At 69.8% G+C, this 16,169-nt stretch carries 12 protein-coding genes; 4 read left to right on the top strand and 8 right to left on the bottom strand.

The annotated features are described in order from the left end of the window. Positions 1-286 precede the first annotated feature (286 nt). Positions 287-1,483 (bottom strand): DUF885 domain-containing protein, encoded by a 1,197-nt coding sequence (locus ACFQ9K_RS26185; RefSeq protein ID WP_378720709.1) that lies wholly within the window; start codon positions 1,481-1,483, stop codon positions 287-289. 168 nt (positions 1,484-1,651) lie between these two features. On the opposite strand from ACFQ9K_RS26185, the gene coaA reads away from it, so the two are divergent. Beyond that, positions 1,652-2,584 (top strand): type I pantothenate kinase, encoded by a 933-nt coding sequence (gene coaA / locus ACFQ9K_RS26190; RefSeq protein WP_378720710.1) that lies wholly within the window; start codon positions 1,652-1,654, stop codon positions 2,582-2,584. Positions 2,585-2,590: 6 nt separating this feature from the next. Here the strand turns inward: coaA and ACFQ9K_RS26195 are convergent, their stop codons facing one another. Beyond that, complete coding sequence (locus ACFQ9K_RS26195; RefSeq protein ID WP_378720711.1) at positions 2,591-3,187, bottom strand: hypothetical protein; 597 nt, start codon at positions 3,185-3,187, stop codon at positions 2,591-2,593. A gap of 15 nt (positions 3,188-3,202) precedes the next feature. Beyond that, entirely contained in the window at positions 3,203-3,982 is a 780-nt protein-coding gene (locus ACFQ9K_RS26200) for an isoprenyl transferase (protein WP_150402228.1), read from the bottom strand. A 208-nt stretch (positions 3,983-4,190) separates the two neighbouring features. Here ACFQ9K_RS26200 and ACFQ9K_RS26205 point away from each other — a divergent pair, with 208 nt between their 5' ends. Together ACFQ9K_RS26205 and ACFQ9K_RS26210 are read left to right on the top strand one after the other, a co-directional pair. Further along, entirely contained in the window at positions 4,191-4,814 is a 624-nt protein-coding gene (locus tag ACFQ9K_RS26205) for a hemolysin III family protein (RefSeq protein ID WP_378720719.1), read from the top strand. Between the two features lie 108 nt (positions 4,815-4,922). Continuing rightward, positions 4,923-6,512: an adenylate/guanylate cyclase domain-containing protein gene (locus ACFQ9K_RS26210; protein ID WP_378983712.1), complete on the top strand. Its 1,590-nt coding sequence runs from the start codon at positions 4,923-4,925 to the stop codon at positions 6,510-6,512. Between the two features lie 42 nt (positions 6,513-6,554). Here the strand turns inward: ACFQ9K_RS26210 and ACFQ9K_RS26215 are convergent, their stop codons facing one another. The 3 genes from ACFQ9K_RS26215 to ACFQ9K_RS26225 all read right to left on the bottom strand — a co-directional run bounded on the left by ACFQ9K_RS26215 (position 6,555) and on the right by ACFQ9K_RS26225 (position 10,264). Next, positions 6,555-8,603 (bottom strand): thioredoxin domain-containing protein, encoded by a 2,049-nt coding sequence (locus ACFQ9K_RS26215; RefSeq protein WP_378720713.1) that lies wholly within the window; start codon positions 8,601-8,603, stop codon positions 6,555-6,557. Positions 8,604-8,891: 288 nt separating this feature from the next. Further along, entirely contained in the window at positions 8,892-9,836 is a 945-nt protein-coding gene (locus ACFQ9K_RS26220) for an alpha/beta fold hydrolase (protein ID WP_378720714.1), read from the bottom strand. After that, positions 9,836-10,264 carry a hypothetical protein gene (locus ACFQ9K_RS26225; protein WP_378720715.1) on the bottom strand — a complete coding sequence of 143 codons (429 nt, stop codon included), beginning with the start codon at positions 10,262-10,264 and terminating at the stop codon, positions 9,836-9,838. The genes ACFQ9K_RS26220 and ACFQ9K_RS26225 overlap by 1 nt, the downstream gene beginning before the upstream one ends. Before the next feature lie 132 nt (positions 10,265-10,396). Between ACFQ9K_RS26225 and ACFQ9K_RS26230 the strand changes: the two genes are divergently transcribed. Next, entirely contained in the window at positions 10,397-13,105 is a 2,709-nt protein-coding gene (locus ACFQ9K_RS26230) for an AAA family ATPase (RefSeq protein WP_378720716.1), read from the top strand. A 31-nt stretch (positions 13,106-13,136) separates the two neighbouring features. Here the strand turns inward: ACFQ9K_RS26230 and ACFQ9K_RS26235 are convergent, their stop codons facing one another. Further along, on the bottom strand, positions 13,137-14,579 hold the full coding sequence (locus ACFQ9K_RS26235; protein WP_378720718.1) for an aldehyde dehydrogenase: 1,443 nt from the start codon (positions 14,577-14,579) through the stop codon (positions 13,137-13,139). Between the two features lie 114 nt (positions 14,580-14,693). Further along, positions 14,694-16,151 carry a dihydrolipoyl dehydrogenase family protein gene (locus tag ACFQ9K_RS26240; protein WP_378983715.1) on the bottom strand — a complete coding sequence of 486 codons (1,458 nt, stop codon included), beginning with the start codon at positions 16,149-16,151 and terminating at the stop codon, positions 14,694-14,696. Positions 16,152-16,169 lie beyond the last annotated feature (18 nt).

A 16,169-nucleotide genomic window follows, 5' to 3' on the forward strand; every position in this document is an offset into this window, starting at 1 on the left:
ATCTCGGTCCCCACCAACCCGCTCGAGGGCCTGCTCCGCCAGCTCTCCACCCTCCTCTGCACCCTCTCCTCCGGCCAGGGCTGCGCGGTCATCCAGTAGCGCACCGAATTCCGCCGCGCGACCGGCGCGCAGCATCATCGCGGACATTCGGCTGGCCGGCACGAACCGGAGGGGATCGCGCCGTACGGCATACCGCCGCGCCATCGCCCTCGGGCATTCGCACCCGCTGCCACTGCCCGGCTGCGGGTGCGAATCCGCGTCGGTGGGAGATCGAACGCGGTCGGCGTCAGCCCCGCCGGAGCGCGCCCGGGGTCAGTGGTTCGTCCAGCAAGCGACGGAAACGATCCGAACGGTCGTCCGCGTCGACCGCCTTGTCCAGCCAGCCGCCGAGCAGGCGGTAGCCCTCCACGTAGGTGGAGATGTAGGCCCGCCAGAGCGGTGAGGACAGGAAGCGCAGGGACTGGCGGGCGCGTTCGGGGGTGGTGAGACTCCAGGTCTGGAGGAAATCGGCGACCTCGTCCTGGCTGCGGTGCCGGTCGTGCAGAAGCAGGGCCGCGTCCTGACGGACGCTGATCAGTTCGGCCGAGGCGGTCGCGAGTCGCTCGGCGCGTTCGCCGTCGAAGCGCAGGCCGAGGTCGGCGTAGATCTCCTGCGCCCATTTGCCCCAGCCCGGGCCGACGATCGAATGCAGGGCCAGGTCGGCGAGGCCTTCGGCCATCAGGCACTGCGGGGTGTTCACCACGAACAGAGTCTGTTCGGCCTGGCCTGCCGCGACCAGTCCGGCCTCCTTGCGGCAGTGCTCGGTGTGGTGGCCGGGGTAGGACTCGTGGGCGATCAGCACCGGCAGGTGCGTCATGTGCTGCTTGAGGTCGGAGTTGATCGCGACGCGGGAGTGGTAGTTGCCGAGGTAGTAGTTGAACCCGGACCACGGCTTGTCGCCGACCACCTCGTAGGTGACGTGTTCGTGGTCGGGCAGCGGGTAGCGATCGCGGACCAGTTCGCGCAGGGCGCCGGAGAACGCCTCGACGCAGGCGGACAACCGTTCCGGCGGGATCTCGTCGGCCTTGCGGTGCGCGATGACCCGTTCGGCCAGCGGGCCTGCGCCGGCCAAGACCTCGTCCATCTGCCGGTGCGCGTCCCGGTAGTTCTCGACGTCGCCCGGCGCGATGTCCACGTCGAAGTAGGCGCGGACCTCGTCCACGAAGCCGATCTCGTCACCCGCGAACTTGCGGCCGGAGCATTCCAGCGCGCGCAGGTGCGCGTCCAGGAACTCGGTGCGCTCCGCGGAGAGCCCGGCGTCGGCCAGTCCGGCGCGCAGTTCGGCCGCCCGGTGGGCCAGCTGACGCGGCTGCGGCGCGGGAGCGTTCTCGACCTCGCGACGCAGGGCCGGATCGCCGGTGAACGCGTCGACGAAACCGTCTTCGAGCCGGTCGAAGGCCAACCCGAGCCGCAGGTACTCGGTCACCAGTGGATGCGCTGCCATCCGACCGACATTAGTCGTTCGCCGCCCCGGCCTACCCCGCTATCGGTACCCCGCTTTTGGCACGCTGTTGACGCAGAGCAGAATTCGGCTATGCGGCGAGAGTTAGACCGAATCACACGGAGCCGGCACGGTATGTGTACGCGTTTGCCGAACTGGAGCGTCGGGTAAGTGGCACGAATGAGCGAGCCCAGTCCGTATGTGGAATTCGACCGCAAACAGTGGCGCACACTGCGAAAGTCGACTCCCCTGGTGCTCACCGAGGAAGAACTGAGGGGCCTGCGCGGTCTCGGCGAACAGATCGACCTCGAGGAAGTCGCGGAGGTCTATCTGCCGCTCGCTCGACTCATCCACCTGCAGGTGGCCGCGCGCCAGCGGCTGTTCGCCGCGACCGCGACCTTCCTCGGCGAGACGCACCCCGATCGGCAGGTCCCGTTCGTGATCGGCGTCGCGGGCAGCGTCGCGGTCGGCAAGTCCACCACCGCCCGCGTGCTCCAAGCGCTGCTCGCCCGGTGGGACCACCACCCGCGGGTGGACCTGGTCACCACCGACGGATTCCTCTATCCCACCGCCGAACTGACCCGCCGCGGCATCATGCACCGCAAGGGGTTCCCGGAGAGCTACGACCGCCGCAAGCTGCTGCGATTCGTCACCGAGGTGAAGTCGGGGGCGGCCGAGGTGTGCGCGCCGGTGTACTCGCACATCTCCTACGACATCGTGCCGGACAAGTTCCACTGCGTGCACCAGCCCGACATCCTGATCGTCGAAGGGCTGAACGTGTTGCAGACCGGGCCCCGGCTGATGGTCTCGGACCTGTTCGACTTCTCCATCTACGTCGACGCCCGCATCGAGGACATCGAGAACTGGTACGTGCAACGGTTTCTCGCGCTGCGCGAGACCGCGTTCGCCAACCCGAACGCGCATTTCCACCACTACTCCGGATTCACCGACGAGCAGGCGACGCAAGCCGCGTCGGAGATCTGGAACAACACCAACCGCCCGAATCTGGTGGAGAACATTCTGCCCACCCGGCCGCGCGCCACCCTCGTGTTGCGTAAGGACGCCGACCACAGCATCAATAGACTGCGACTACGCAAATTGTGATCCCGCTTACAATTTCCAGGCGGCGTCGAGGCGTTCGGCCACATTGATATCGCGGGCCGCGGCAATGTGCGGTTTGTCGATCTCCTTGGCGATATAGCGGGCGACGAAACGCCGGATCTCCTGATCGACGCTGGCGAAGACGCGCAACAGGTTCCCGCGAATGGTGTCGGTGGCGACATTGATCCGGACGTCGCTGGAGCGCGGCGTCGCGATGTCGATGATCACGCGCAGCGGCTCGGCGGTCCGCACGATCAGGTGCACGTGGATGTGGCCGTCCACCTCGAACCGATGCTTGTCCAGCGCGAGGTCGATCAGCATGTCGACGCTGAGCGGGATCTTCAGCGCGAACGAGATCACCTCGTCGACGTCACGGCGCACCACCGCCTGACCGAGTTGCACCTGCGCGCTGGCCTTCGCCAACCGGCCGGGCCCCACCCCGATCGGGCCGAAATCGAAGGCGGCGCCGGTCAACTGGGAGAACGCGCCGAGGATTCGCTCCTCGGTAGCGGCGTACTCCAGGAACCGCCGACCGAAGTCCTCGTAGCTGATGTAGGGCACCGGCACGGTCCGATGTCCGTCGGAGCGGCCGGCCGGCTCACGCACGACCCACCGCCCGGCTCAGATGCCGAAGCGCCGGTGCCGCGCCGCGAAGTCGCGCAGTGCCCGCAGGAAGTCCACGCGCCGGAATTCCGGCCAGTACGCCTCGGTGAACCATATCTCCGAGTATGCGCTCTGCCACAGCAGGAATCCGGAGAGTCGCTGTTCTCCGGAGGTGCGGATGACCAGGTCCGGATCCGGCTGGCCGGAGGTGTAGAGGTGCTGGCCGATGGCGTTCACGGTGATCGACTGGACCAGATCCTCGCCGGTCTCGCCCGCGGCGATCTCCTGACGGACCAGCGAGCGCACCGCGTCGGTGATCTCCTGCCGGCCGCCGTAGCCGACCGCCACGTTGACGTGCACGCCGCTGTTGCCCTCGGTCCGCTCGGCGGCGGTGCGCAGACGCTTGGCGATCAGCTCGGGGAAACCGTCGAGCGTGCCGACGATGCGCACGCTCCAATTCTGTTCCGGCGCCGACAGTTCCTCGACCACGTCGGTGATCACCTCGAACAGCGTCTCCAGCTCTTCGGGATCGCGCTGCAGGTTCTCGGTGGAGAGCAGGTAGACGGTGACCATCTCGATGCCCTCGGCCTGACACCAGCCGACGAGTTCGGCGATCTTGACCGCACCGACCCGATGTCCGTGGCTGACGTCGGTGAAACCGTTCTCTCTGGCCCACCGCCGATTACCATCGCACATCACCGCGACGTGGCGGGGATGTTGTTTGCCGGCCAGCTGCTTCATGAGCCGGGCCTCGTAGATGCGATACGGCAAACCCCGCACCTGAACCGGAAGCTCCACGCGGCCACCCTACGCCCCGCGGGCACGATCCCGGCAGCGACCGGGTCTCCCGGTACAGTAGCGGTGGGCCGGTAACCTACGGTTCCGTAGGTTACCGGTGAGTTCAACCAGGAGGTAGCTCGTGTCCGAATCGGTCGGCGCCACAGGCCACGGAGTGGTCGACGGGTCGGGGCCGGAGTCCCTGGTCGATGCGCTGGTGAAGCCTCGGATGCGCGGCTGGATCCACACCTGGGCGGTCGGCATCGCGGCCGTCGCCGTCATCGTGCTGATCGCCAAGGCGGCCACCATCTCGGCGACCGCGGGGTGGTCTACCGCGGTCTACGGGCTGACCGTGTGCGGCCTGTTCGGCATCAGTGCGGTGTATCACCGGGTGACCTGGCCGACGCCGCAGGCGCGCATCCGGATGAAGCGCGCGGACCACTCGATGATCTTTCTGTTCATCGCGGGCAGCTACACCCCGTTCGCGCTGCTCGGCCTCCCCGGACGCACCGGGCAGACGCTGCTCATCGTGGTGTGGGCCGGCGCGCTGGCCGGTGTCGCGCTGAAACTGTTGTGGCCCACCGCTCCTCGCTGGGTCGGCGTGCCGCTGTACCTGTTGCTCGGCTGGGCGATCGTGCCGGTGGCCGGACAGCTGAACAGCGAGATCGGCATCGCGCCGCTGATCCTGCTGCTGGTCGGCGGCCTGTTCTACAGCGGCGGCGCGATCCTCTACGCCACCAAGTGGCCCAACCCGTGGCCCACCGTCTTCGGCCATCACGAGTTCTTCCACGCCGCGACCGTGCTCGCCGCGCTCACCCACTATGTCGCGGTGTGGCTCGTCGTCCTCCGATGACCAGCACGAACGGCTAAGCTGCTCGTTCGTGTTCCTAGTCACTGCCGTTCGGGGCGGCGCATTGCCCGGGCGGGTCATCGCGGACGTGCGAACGCCATGATCGCCCGGTTGGTCATCTGGGCCCTCAAGGCCCGCGCGGGTCTCGCGGCGGTGGTGATCACCGCGAATCTCAGCGGTCTCGCCGTCATCATCACCGAGCTGTGGCTCAGTGGGTCGCTCAGCCGGCTCGGGCCGGACTGGATCCGGCACATCGCGCTGGCCGGTATCTATCCGACCCTCGGATTCCTGCTCGGCGTCGTGCTCGCGGTCCGGGATCGGTCCCATCATTTCGGCTGGCTCGATCAGGGGCGCAAACCGACCGAAGCGGAGGCGCGGCAACTGCTGCGCCTGCCGATCAGCATCACCATGCGCGCGTCCGCGGTGTGGATCACCGGTGTCATCGTGGCGACCGTGTCGCTGATGCGCCTGGCGCCGGACAACGACCCGGCGGTGATGGCGTCGCTGTTCACCTTCGGCGGGATCGAATCGGTCGGGCTGACCTTCCTCATCGTGGATCGGCTGATCCGGCCGACCATTCCGGTGGTGGCCGCGGTCCTGGGGCCGACCATGCACTGGAGTTCCTCGGTGCTGGTCCGGGTTGTGGTGAGCTGGGCGGTGGCCGCGGCGTTGCCCCTGCTCATGCTGATCGTGGTGCTGGGAAATCCGGTGGCGGATCCGCGCGACCGCGTGCGCACCGCGATCTATCTCTCCGTGGTCGGGCTCGGCGTCGGCGCGCTCGCCACCGCCTTCCTGGCGCGCGCCGTGGCCACGCCGATGCGCACGTTGCGCCGGGCCTTGGACCGGATCACCGGGGGCGATCTCGACGTGCGCGTACCGGTGGGCAGCACCAGCGAGATCGGGCGGCTGGAGAACTCGGTCAACGAGCTGGTCACCAATCTGCGTGAGCGGCAACGGATGCGGGACCTGTTCGGCAGGCACGTCGGTACCGAGGTGGCCGAGCGCGCGCTGGCCGGCGGGCTGGACCTGACCGGGGATGTGCGGGTGGTTTCCGCGCTGTTCGTCGACGTGACCGGGTCGGTCGAACTGTCCACCGGGCTGCCGCCGGAGGAGTTCGTGGCCAAGCTGAACCGGTTGCTCGCGACCGTTGTCGCGGCGACCGAGGAGAACAACGGGCTGGTCAACAAGTTCGAGGGCGATGCCGCGCTGTGCATCTTCGGCGCACCGATCGCTTTGCGCGACAACGCGACTCCCGCATTGCGGGCCGCACGACGGATCCGCGACGAGGTGGTCGCCGCGGGGGAACTCGATATCGGCATCGGCGTCGCGCACGGGCCGGTCTTCGCCGGGGACATCGGTGCGGATACCCGGCTGGAGTACACCGTCATCGGTGACGCGGTGAACGAGGCGGCGCGGCTCACCACCGAGGCGAAGGAGGTGCCGCGGCGAATCCTGGTGAGCGGCGCCACGATCGAGGCGGCCGCGCCGCACGAGCGCGCGAAATGGACGCTGTACGAGACGATCCTGCTGCGCGGCATGAAGAAACCGACCGCCTGCTGGACCGACATCGATCAGCCCGCCCCCCTCGCCCCGGCAAGCAACAACGGCGCCGAATCCGCCGCGCCCAGCGGTACCGCCGACCCCGCGATCGAACGCAGCGGAGTGGTCGAAGTTCGCACCGCCGCGACGGAAATCGACTGAGCCACGGCCCGACTCGGGGTCGACGCGCCTAGTAGCGCCCGCCTATGTGCGTGCCAAGGCTGCGCGTAGTTCGGCGGCCGTCGCCACCGGGAGGTCGCATACTGCGCCGCGGCAGACGTAGGCGGCGGGCTCCCCGGCCAGCAGGGGGCGATCCGCCAGCAGGGGGGCCGAGTTCGGTGGGCCCGCGAGGATTACCGTGCCGCCGGGGGCGGCGGCGCGGGCGGTGGCGAGCAGTTCGCCGGGGTCGCCGGGGGATTCGGTGGCGATGGCGACCTGGAGGGGGCCGCGCAGGGCGGCTTCGGCGACCGTCATCCACTGGCCCGCGGAGCGCGGGGCGCGGGCCAGGACGACCGCGCCGCTCTGGAGCGTCTGTTCGGCCAAGGTGAAATACGGAATGGCCCGGTCGGGTTCGCTGGCGGCGGCCGCGGTGAGCAGCGCCTCGGCAAGGGCGGACGCACCCGCGGGGGTCGCGCCGTCGACGGGGTCGCGGGGACGCGCGACCAGAGTTTCGGCGTCGTCTGCTGTGTCGAACCAGCTGCCGGGGATGCTGGGGTCGGCGAAGTGCTGGATCGCCGTGTCCAGCAACCGTTGCGCCTCGTCGAGCCAGTGCAGTTCGCCAGTTGCCTGATGCAGGGCGAGCAGGCCGGTGACGAGCCAGGCGTAGTCCTCCAGCACGCCGGGCGAGGTTCCCGCCGTGCCGTTCAGCGAGGCGCGGCGGACGCGGCCGTCGATCACGTGCTCGGACAACAGGAATCGCGCGCACCGCACCGCGGCGGCCACCCAGTCGGCTGCACCGAGCGCGGCGCCCGCCTCGGCCAGAGCGGTGATCGCCATGCCGTTCCACGCGGTGACCACCTTGTCGTCGCGGTCCGGTTGCGGGCGGCCGTCGCGCGACTCGCGCAGGACAGCGGTGATGCGTTCGAGCCGATCGACGTCGGCGGGTGCGGGGTCGGTGTATCGGGTGAGCACCGAGGTGCCCTGCTCGAAGTTCCCCGCGGTCGTCACACCGAAAAACTCCGCGGCCCAGGCGCCTTCGATCGGCCCCAGTTCGCCGACCAGTTCGGCAGGGGTCCAGACATAGGTCGCGCCCTCCACCCCGGGCTGACCGGCTTCGAGATGGGTATCGGCGTCGAGGGCCGACGCGAACCCGCCATGCTCGGTACCCAGATCATCGAGCAGGAAGTTCACCGTTTCACGAGTAACCCTGTGCGCCAATGACTCCGACTGCCCACCTGGTGTACGTCGCGCCAAATGGCTATAGGCACGCAGCAATTGAGCATTGTCGTACAGCATCTTCTCGAAATGCGGGATCAACCAGGCAGGATCGACGGAGTAGCGGGCGAACCCACCGCGCAACTGGTCATAGATCCCGCCCCGGGCCATCGCGTCGGCCGTCCGAGTCACCGCACCGAGCACCGCCGAATCACCGCTGCGCTCCCAGCTGCGCAGCAGCCCCTCCAGCAACGCCGACGGCGGAAACTTCGGCGCGCCACCGAATCCCGCATGCTTCGGATCTTCGTCCCGCAGCACCGCCGCGACCGCGTGATCGAGCAGTTCCGCCGTGATCGTCAGATCCGAATCCGGCAACCCCGCCGCCTGCGCCCGCAACGCCTCGGTCACCTGCGCCGACGCCGTGTGCACCTCGTCGCGCCGCTGCACCCAGGTCTCGGTGATCGCGGTCAGCAGCTGCGTGAACGACGGCATCCCGCCCCGCGGCTGCTTCGGGTAATACGTCCCGCAATAGAACGGCTCCCCCGCCGGCGTCAGAAAGCAGGTCATCGGCCACCCGCCCTGCCCCGTCATGGCCACGGTCGCATTCATGTACACCGCATCCAGATCAGGCCGCTCCTCCCGATCCACCTTGATGCAAACGAAGTTCTCGTTCATCAACCCCGCGGTAGCCGCATCCTCGAACGACTCGTGCGCCATCACATGACACCAGTGGCACGAGGCATACCCGATCGACAGCAGAATCGGCACGTCTCGCCGCGCCGCCTCCGCGAGCGCGGCAGCGTTCCACTCCTGCCAGTGCACCGGATTGTCGGCGTGCTGACGCAGGTAGGGCGAGGTGGCATCCTTCAGGAGGTTCACCTCCCCAGCTTTCCACAGCCGCCTCCCCCGAAACCGCCCGAACCACGCGGCACGGACCGCCCCCACATCAACGCACCGTCACAGCGAACACGGCATTCAGAGATCCCGGCATCGGCCACCGCGCCGTTATCGTCCGCCTGGGCCGGCGAGAAGGGCGGCACTAGCCGGTGGGCTCATGCGCCGACGGTTTACGATTCTGCGGCGCCGCGGTTTTCGACCAGATCAGCATTGCTATCGGGCCGCATACGAAAAGCTCTGCGATGGGGGGCTTTTCGGTTTCGGGCGGGGTCATTTCGGGATCCTTTCGGGGGAGCCGTCGGTCGGCGACGGCAGGGGTGGTGTCGAGTGGGTGAAGTCGAGGACTGCGGCGGCGAAGCGCTCGGGTTCCTCGAGATGTCCCAGGTGGCCGCTGTGTTCCAGGACGACCAGACGCGAACCGGGGATGAGGTCGTGCAGTTCGGTCCCCCATCGCGGCCCGCAGATGATGTCGAAGCGGCCCACGATGACCAGGGTCGGAACGGTGACCTTCGGTAATGCGGCACGGTCATCGATGAGTTCGGGAGCACCGAGCGCGTCGAGCCCGGAGATGAAGCCGGCGCGCAGGCCATCTCGCAGCGGAGCCCAGCGTCGCTCGTCGCCCCAGTAGTCGGCGATATAGGAGGGCAGCACGCCGCGGGCGACGGCGAGGGTCTGTTCGTCGCTCGAAATAGCCTGCATCGCGGCGAAACTCGCGAGCACATCCGCGAGGCCCGGCCGATCGGCGTGCGCGACGGCGAATTCCTGCAACCGCCGGGTGGCTTCCGCCCCGTGCTCCGGCCCGGTCACCGGTGCGCCCTCGTAGAGGACGACGCCCGCGAGCCCGGCGGGGCGATGGATCGCGTGGTAGCCGGCGACGAACGCGCCGTGCGAATGGCCGAGCAGATACACCTTCGGCACGCCGAGGTGGTCGATGATCCGTTGCAGCGCAACGCTGTAACGCTCGCGGGTGTAGCCGTTCGGATGCGTGGGCAGACGGCCGGAGTCGCCGGTGCCGAGCGCCTCGACGTACACCATCGTCAGGTGCTGCTCCAGTTCGGGCATCCGCAGGTATTCCCAATGGATGCCCGGTCCGCCGGGATGCGCCAGGCAGACCGGCCCGCTGCCGTACACGTGATAACGCTGGGTGACGCCATCGGAATCGAAGGCGTGCACGCCGGGCGTGAGTACGCCGGAGCTCTGCCGTGCCACCGGCATCACGCGGCCCGTAGCGGGGTGGCGAAGGACTTGCGCAGCGACGACGGCCCGACCAGCGGCAGCAGCGCCGCCAGGATCTTGCCCTTGACGGCCTGCGGGGTCCTGGTCAGCTCGACATCGACCCGGCAGCCGGGCAGGTCGGGTGTGATCGTGAAAACCCAGCCGCCGCCCGCGCCGAAGAGCTTGGAGTCCAGGGTGGTGACGGTGACGGTGTCCCCGGCCGGATCCCAGTCGTAGCGGGCGCGCTCCCAGGCGGCGGCGGTGCCCTCGGTGACCTCGGCCCAGTTCTCGCCGCGGGCGTGCACGGTGAAGTGTTCGGCGTCGATGCTCGGCCACGCCTCGGGGCGGGTGGGTCCGAAGTCGGTGAGCACGTGCATGACCTCGGCGGGAGACAGGGTGGACATCAGGTGAAAGCGAACGGTTGTCATGGGAATCACCTTCGCCGCCGACGCCCGGCCGCCGAATCTGTCAGATGACGCTGTCTTGACGTAATCCAGTTTGGGTAGGGTCTCGGACCTGGCCCGGATACCGGTTTCGGGCCCGGAGGAGGATCCCGCACCATGCCGTTGTTCGGACGCGACACCGAGCTGAAGAACCTGGCCGCGCTCGTGGACGGCCCCGGCGACCTGAGCGGCATCCTGATCGAGGGCGAGCCGGGCATCGGAAAGTCGACGCTGGTCGAGCAGACGGTCGTCGCCGCGTCCGCCACGGGCCTGCGCGTGCTGCGGACCGCCGGGGTGGAGGCCGAACGCAACCTGGTCTTCGCCGGGCTGCACCGACTGCTGTATCCCCTGCGCCGCTCGTTCGACACTCTGCCGCCGCGTCAGCTCGAAGCGCTGGCAGCAGCGCTGGGCACGTCGGAGTCGACCGATGAGCCCAGCGTCCACCTGGTCGGCCTGGCCGCGCTGACCCTGCTCGCCGACTCCGCGGCCGAGCGGGCGGTGCTGGTCGTCGCCGAGGACGCGCACTGGCTGGATGTGGCCAGCGCCGAGGTACTGGCCTTCGTCGCACGGCGCATCGACGCCGAACCCGTTGCCCTCCTTGCCACTTCGCGTACCGGTGCCAGCTCGCCGCTGTCCGCCGCCGGTCTGACCGGCATGCGACTCGGTCCGCTCCCCGATCACGACGCGAACGCGCTGCTCGACAGCATCGCGCCGGACCTGCCCGCCCAGCTGCGCCACCGGGTGCTCGCCGAGGCCCGCGGCAATCCGCTGGCGCTGACCGAACTGCCAACGGCCGTACCGGATCTCACCGACGCCGAGACGCTGCCCCTGACCGACCGTCTCGAACAGGCCTTCTCGGCGCGCGGCGCGGCGCTGCCCGCGCCGACCCGGTCGGCCTTGCTGGTCGCGGCCCTGAACGACGGCGACTCGGCCGACGAAACACTCACCGCCACCGGGGTTCTGCTCGGGTCACCGGTCACCGCCGAGGTGCTCGCCCCCGCCGTGGCGGCCCGCCTGATCGGCTTCGGTTCCGGCACACTGACCTTCCGCCATCCCCTGGTGCGCTCGGCCCTCGCGTCGGCGGCGACCGCGGCGCAACGCCGCCGCGCCCATCTGGCGCTCGCGGATGTCCTCGGTGGACTGCCCGATCGCCAGGTGTGGCATCGCGCGGCGGGCACGGTCGGCCCCGACGAGGAGGTGGCCGCCACGCTGGAGGCGGCGGCCGAACGGTCCCGCCACCGCGGCGCTGCGATCATGGCGCTGGAGCGGGCCGCCGCCCTGAGCGTCACCCCCGGTCGCCGCGCGGACCGGCTGCTGCGCGCGGCCGAGCTGGCCGTCGACTCCGGCCACCGCGACACGGCCGAACGGCTGGTCGCCGCCGCGCGCCTGCTGCCCCTTACGCCCGCGCAGGAGGCCACCGCGAAGTGGGTGCTCAGCGGATTCGAGGACGGCATGCGCGAAAGCCCCTCGCACATCGGTGAACTGGCCGCGCTGGCGGCCACGGTCGCCGCGGACGGCTTCCCGGATGCCGGGCTGCGGATTCTGTGGGGCGCGGCGACGCGCTGCTTCTGGTCCGAACCCGGGCCCGCGGTCCGGCGCGCGGTGCTCGCGGTCGCCGACACCTTCGGCATCCCGGACGGTGATCCGCGCAAGCTCGCGATCGACTCGATCGTGGCCCCGTTCGAGCGGGGTGAGGAGGTGCTCGGTCACCTGCGCACGCTGGCCGCGACCACCGGACGCGATACCGAGGTCGACCACTTCCTCAGCAGCGCCGCCTACCAGGTCGGCGCGTTCGATCTCGCGGCGCATTTCGCGGCCGCCGCCGCACCCGGGTTCCGCTCGTCGGGGCAGCTGGGGCTGCTGACCCGTGCGCTCGCGATCCAGGCGTGGAGCCTGGCCCGCGTCGGCGATCTCGCCGCGGCCGCGCCGATCGCGGCCGAGGCCGCGACCTTCGCCGTGGAGACCGGGCAGCCCTTCATGCACGCGTCCATCACCAGCGTCCAGGCCGAAATCGCCGCCCTGCGCGGCGATTACGCGGAAGCCACCGCGATCGTGGCCGACGCCGAGCGGACCGGGCTGGCCGCGGCCGTGCGGCCGGTGCTCGCCACCGTGCAGCTCACCCGCGGACTCATCGCGCTCGGCGAGGGCCGGTTCGACGACGCGTTCACCGATCTGGCCCGCATCCACGATCCGCGCGACCCGTCGCATTCCCCGGCGCTGGCCGCCTACTTCCTCTCCGAACTCGCCGAATCCGCGGTCCGCGCCGGACGCGTCGACGCCATGACCGATCTGCTGCGCGAACTGGAACCCGTCGCGGCGGCCACACCGTCGCCCGCCCTGCACATCGGATTGCGCTATGCCCGAGCGGTTCTCGCCGGTGACGCGGCCGCGGAGCTGTTCGCGGCCGCGCTGGCGGCGGACCTCACCGGCTGGCCCGCCGAACGCGGCCGCCTGCACCTGGCCTACGGCGAATGGCTGCGGCGCCAGCGCCGGGTCGTGGAGTCGCGCACCCACCTGCGCACGGCCCGCGAGATCTTCGACGCGCTCGGTTTCGCCGCCTGGAGCGAACGGGCCCGGCTGGAGTTGCGCAGCGCCGGTGAATCCAGCCCCAACCGCGACCCGGACGCCCGCGACCGGCTCACCCCGCACGAGCTGAGCATCGCGCACCTGGCGGCGCAGGGGCTGACCAACCGGGAGATCGGCCAGCGGCTGTACCTGTCGCACCGGACCGTCAGCACCCACCTGCACCGCATCTTCCCGAAGCTGGGCATCAGCTCCCGCGGTGACCTCGCGGCCCTGCTGCACACCCTCGACAAAACAGCGTGATCAGGCCTACCGCCGCGAGCCACCGACCGCGTCAGACGGTGATCGTCTGATATTCGGTGTACTGACCCAGGCCGACGGCGCCGTATTCGCGGCCGATGCCGCTGGCCTTGAAACCGCCGAAGGGACCGTCGAATCCGATCGGGGCGCCGTTGACGGTGACGGTGCCGGTCCGGATGCGCCGGGCCACCGCCATGGCCGCCGCCTCGTCGGCCGACCAGACCCCGCCCGAGAGCCCGTAGTCGGAATCGTTGGCGATGCGGACCGCATCGTCGACGTCGTCGTAGGCGATGACCACCAGCACCGGCCCGAAGATCTCCTCCCGCGCGATCCGCATGCCCGGCGCCACGTCGGCGAAAACCGTTGGCGTGACATAGAAACCGCCGCTCAGTCCGGGCGGGACCTGCGGCCCGCCGCACACCGGCCGCGCACCCTCGTCGATCCCGATGGCGATGTAGTCACGGACCCGCTGTTGCTGATCGCCGCGGACCATCGGCCCGATGAAGGTGCCGGGGTCGCGCGGATCACCGACCGGTAGCGACTCGACCAGCGCCGCCAGCGCCTCGACCACCTCTGCGTAGCGGGATCGCGGAGCGAGAATCCGCGTCTGGGCGATGCAGGATTCGCCGTTGTTGAGCAGGGAACCGAATTTCAGGCCCCGCATGACGGCGGCCAGGTCGGCATCGGGCAGGATCACCGCCGCCGACTTGCCGCCCAACTCCAGGCTGACCCGTTTGAGCTGCTCGCCCGCGATGGCCGCGATCCGGCGACCGGCCGCGGTCGAACCGGTGAACGCGATCTTGTCCACCCGCGGATGCGCGATCAGATACTCGCTGGTCTCCCGTTCCGCGGGCAGCACGCTGAGCACCCCCTCCGGCAGGCCGACCCGATCCGCCAGCTCGGCCAGCAGACCCATGCTCAGCGAATTCTCCGGAGACACCTTGAGCACCACCGAGTTTCCGGTGAGCAGGGCGGGCAGGATCTTCGAGGTGGCGGACGAGAACGGCGAATTCCACGGGATCACCGCGGCCACCACCCCGACCGGCTCACGCCGTACCACGCTGCGCACCAGCGTATTCGGATCCGACGGGGTGAGCGTGCGCTCCCAGTCGAAGGTCTCGGCCGCCGCGAGATAGGCGTTCGCCTGCCGGGTCAGCGCGGCCTGCCCGGCCCTGGTGAACCATGCGGCCGAACCGTTCTCGGCGGTGATGAGCTCGGCGATCCGGTCGTTCTGCTCCTCGCGCAGCTCATTGAACCTGCGCAACACCGCGATCCGCCCGGCGGGCGATACATCCCGCCACGCGCGGCCTTCGAACGACGCGTGCGCCGCCGCCACCGCGCGATCCACATCGGCGGGCTGGGCCTGCGCCGCCCGCCCGATGAGTGATCGGTCATGCGGCGAAAGGATCTCCAATTGGGCCGGTTCGCTGGGTTCGGTCCACGCACCGCCGATGTACAGCCGGTCGTAGGTGATCATCTGAACTCGCCTTCGAGCTCGAGGGTGGTCGTCATGGGCGCGACGCTATGGATCGCGGGGTACGCGCGGCGAGCGTCGGATGACGTAATTCGCGACGCCCGTCCACACCGGTCGTCAAGACTTCGCACGCTGATCGCGGTAGGTCTCTAGCAGGCGCAGCCACACCTCGCTGATGGTCGGGAACGAGGGAACCGCGTGCCAGAGCCGGTCCAGCGGGACCTCGCCGGCGATGGCGATGGTGGCCGAGTGCAACAGTTCGGCCACGCCCGGGCCGGCGAAGGTGGCGCCGACGATGACCCGGCGATCCGGATCGATGAGGATGCGGGCCCGGCCGCGGTAGTCCGGATCGTGCTGGAGCGCGCCCGCGACGTGGCCGATGTCGTAGTCGACGACATCGACGGCGCGGCCCGCCCGCGCGGCCTCCTCGACGGTGCAGCCGACGGCGGCGATCTCCGGATCGGCGACCACGACCTGCGGGACGGCCAGAAGATCGGCGGTCCCGGCATGCCGGCCCCACGGGGAGGTATCGAGGTCGCGGCCCGCGGCCCGATCGGCGATGACCGCACCCGCGATCCGCGCCTGATACTTGCCCTGATGGGTGAGCAGGGCGCGACGATTGACGTCGCCGACGGCGTACAACCAGTCCCCCTCGACGGCGGTCACGGTGAACGTGTCATCGGTGGTGAGCCAGTCGCCGGGGACCAAACCTATTGTCTCCATGCCGATATCGTCGGTGCGGGGTGCGCGGCCGGTCGCGAGCAGCAGTTCATCGACGACGAGGCGGGTGCCGTCGGGCAGGCTCACATGCACGCCGTCATCGGCTCCGCCCGCGCGTTCGGCGCTCACGATGCCCGAGTCGAAGCGCAGTTCGACACCCGCGGCCCGCAGCCGATCGGCCACCAGTTCCGCGGCGAACGGTTCCACGCGGGTGAGCAGCCGCGGCTCCCTGGCGATGAGAACGACCTCCGCACCGAGCGCCCGCCAGGCCGTGGCCATTTCGACCGCGACGACCCCGGCGCCCAGAATCGCGAGCCGGCCCGGCACCGCCCTGGCACCGGTGGCTTCGCGGCTGGTCCACGGCCGCACCGTGTCCAGCCCCGGCAGCGGCGGCAGCGCCGCGCGGGTGCCGGTGCAGACCGCGACCGCGTGCCGCGCCCGCAGGCGCACGGCGCCGCCGTCCGGTGTCTCGACCGTCACCTGCCGGACCCCGTCGAGTCGCCCGTGGCCGCGCAGCAGTGCGATGCCCGCGGATTCGAGCCATTCGACCTGGCCTCGGTCGTTCCAGTCGGCGACCATGCGGTCCCGGTTCGCGAACACCGCACGGGCGTCGAGCGGTCCGGTGACCGTGCTCGCGACGCCAGGGAATCGCGCGGCCTCGGCGTACAGCAGGGCGGGACGCAGCAGGGCCTTGCTGGGTTCGCAGGCCCAGTAGGAACATTCGCCGCCGACCAGTTCGGACTCGATGACTACGGTGCTGAGCCCGGCGGCGCAGGCCCGGTCGGCGACGTTCTCGCCGACCGGACCGGCCCCGAGAACGATGACGTCGTAGGTCTCGATGATTTCGTCAGACATGATCGCGCTTTCCGGACG

Source organism: Nocardia sp. NPDC056564, assembly GCF_042793755.1.
Lineage (GTDB): Bacteria > Actinomycetota > Actinomycetes > Mycobacteriales > Mycobacteriaceae > Nocardia.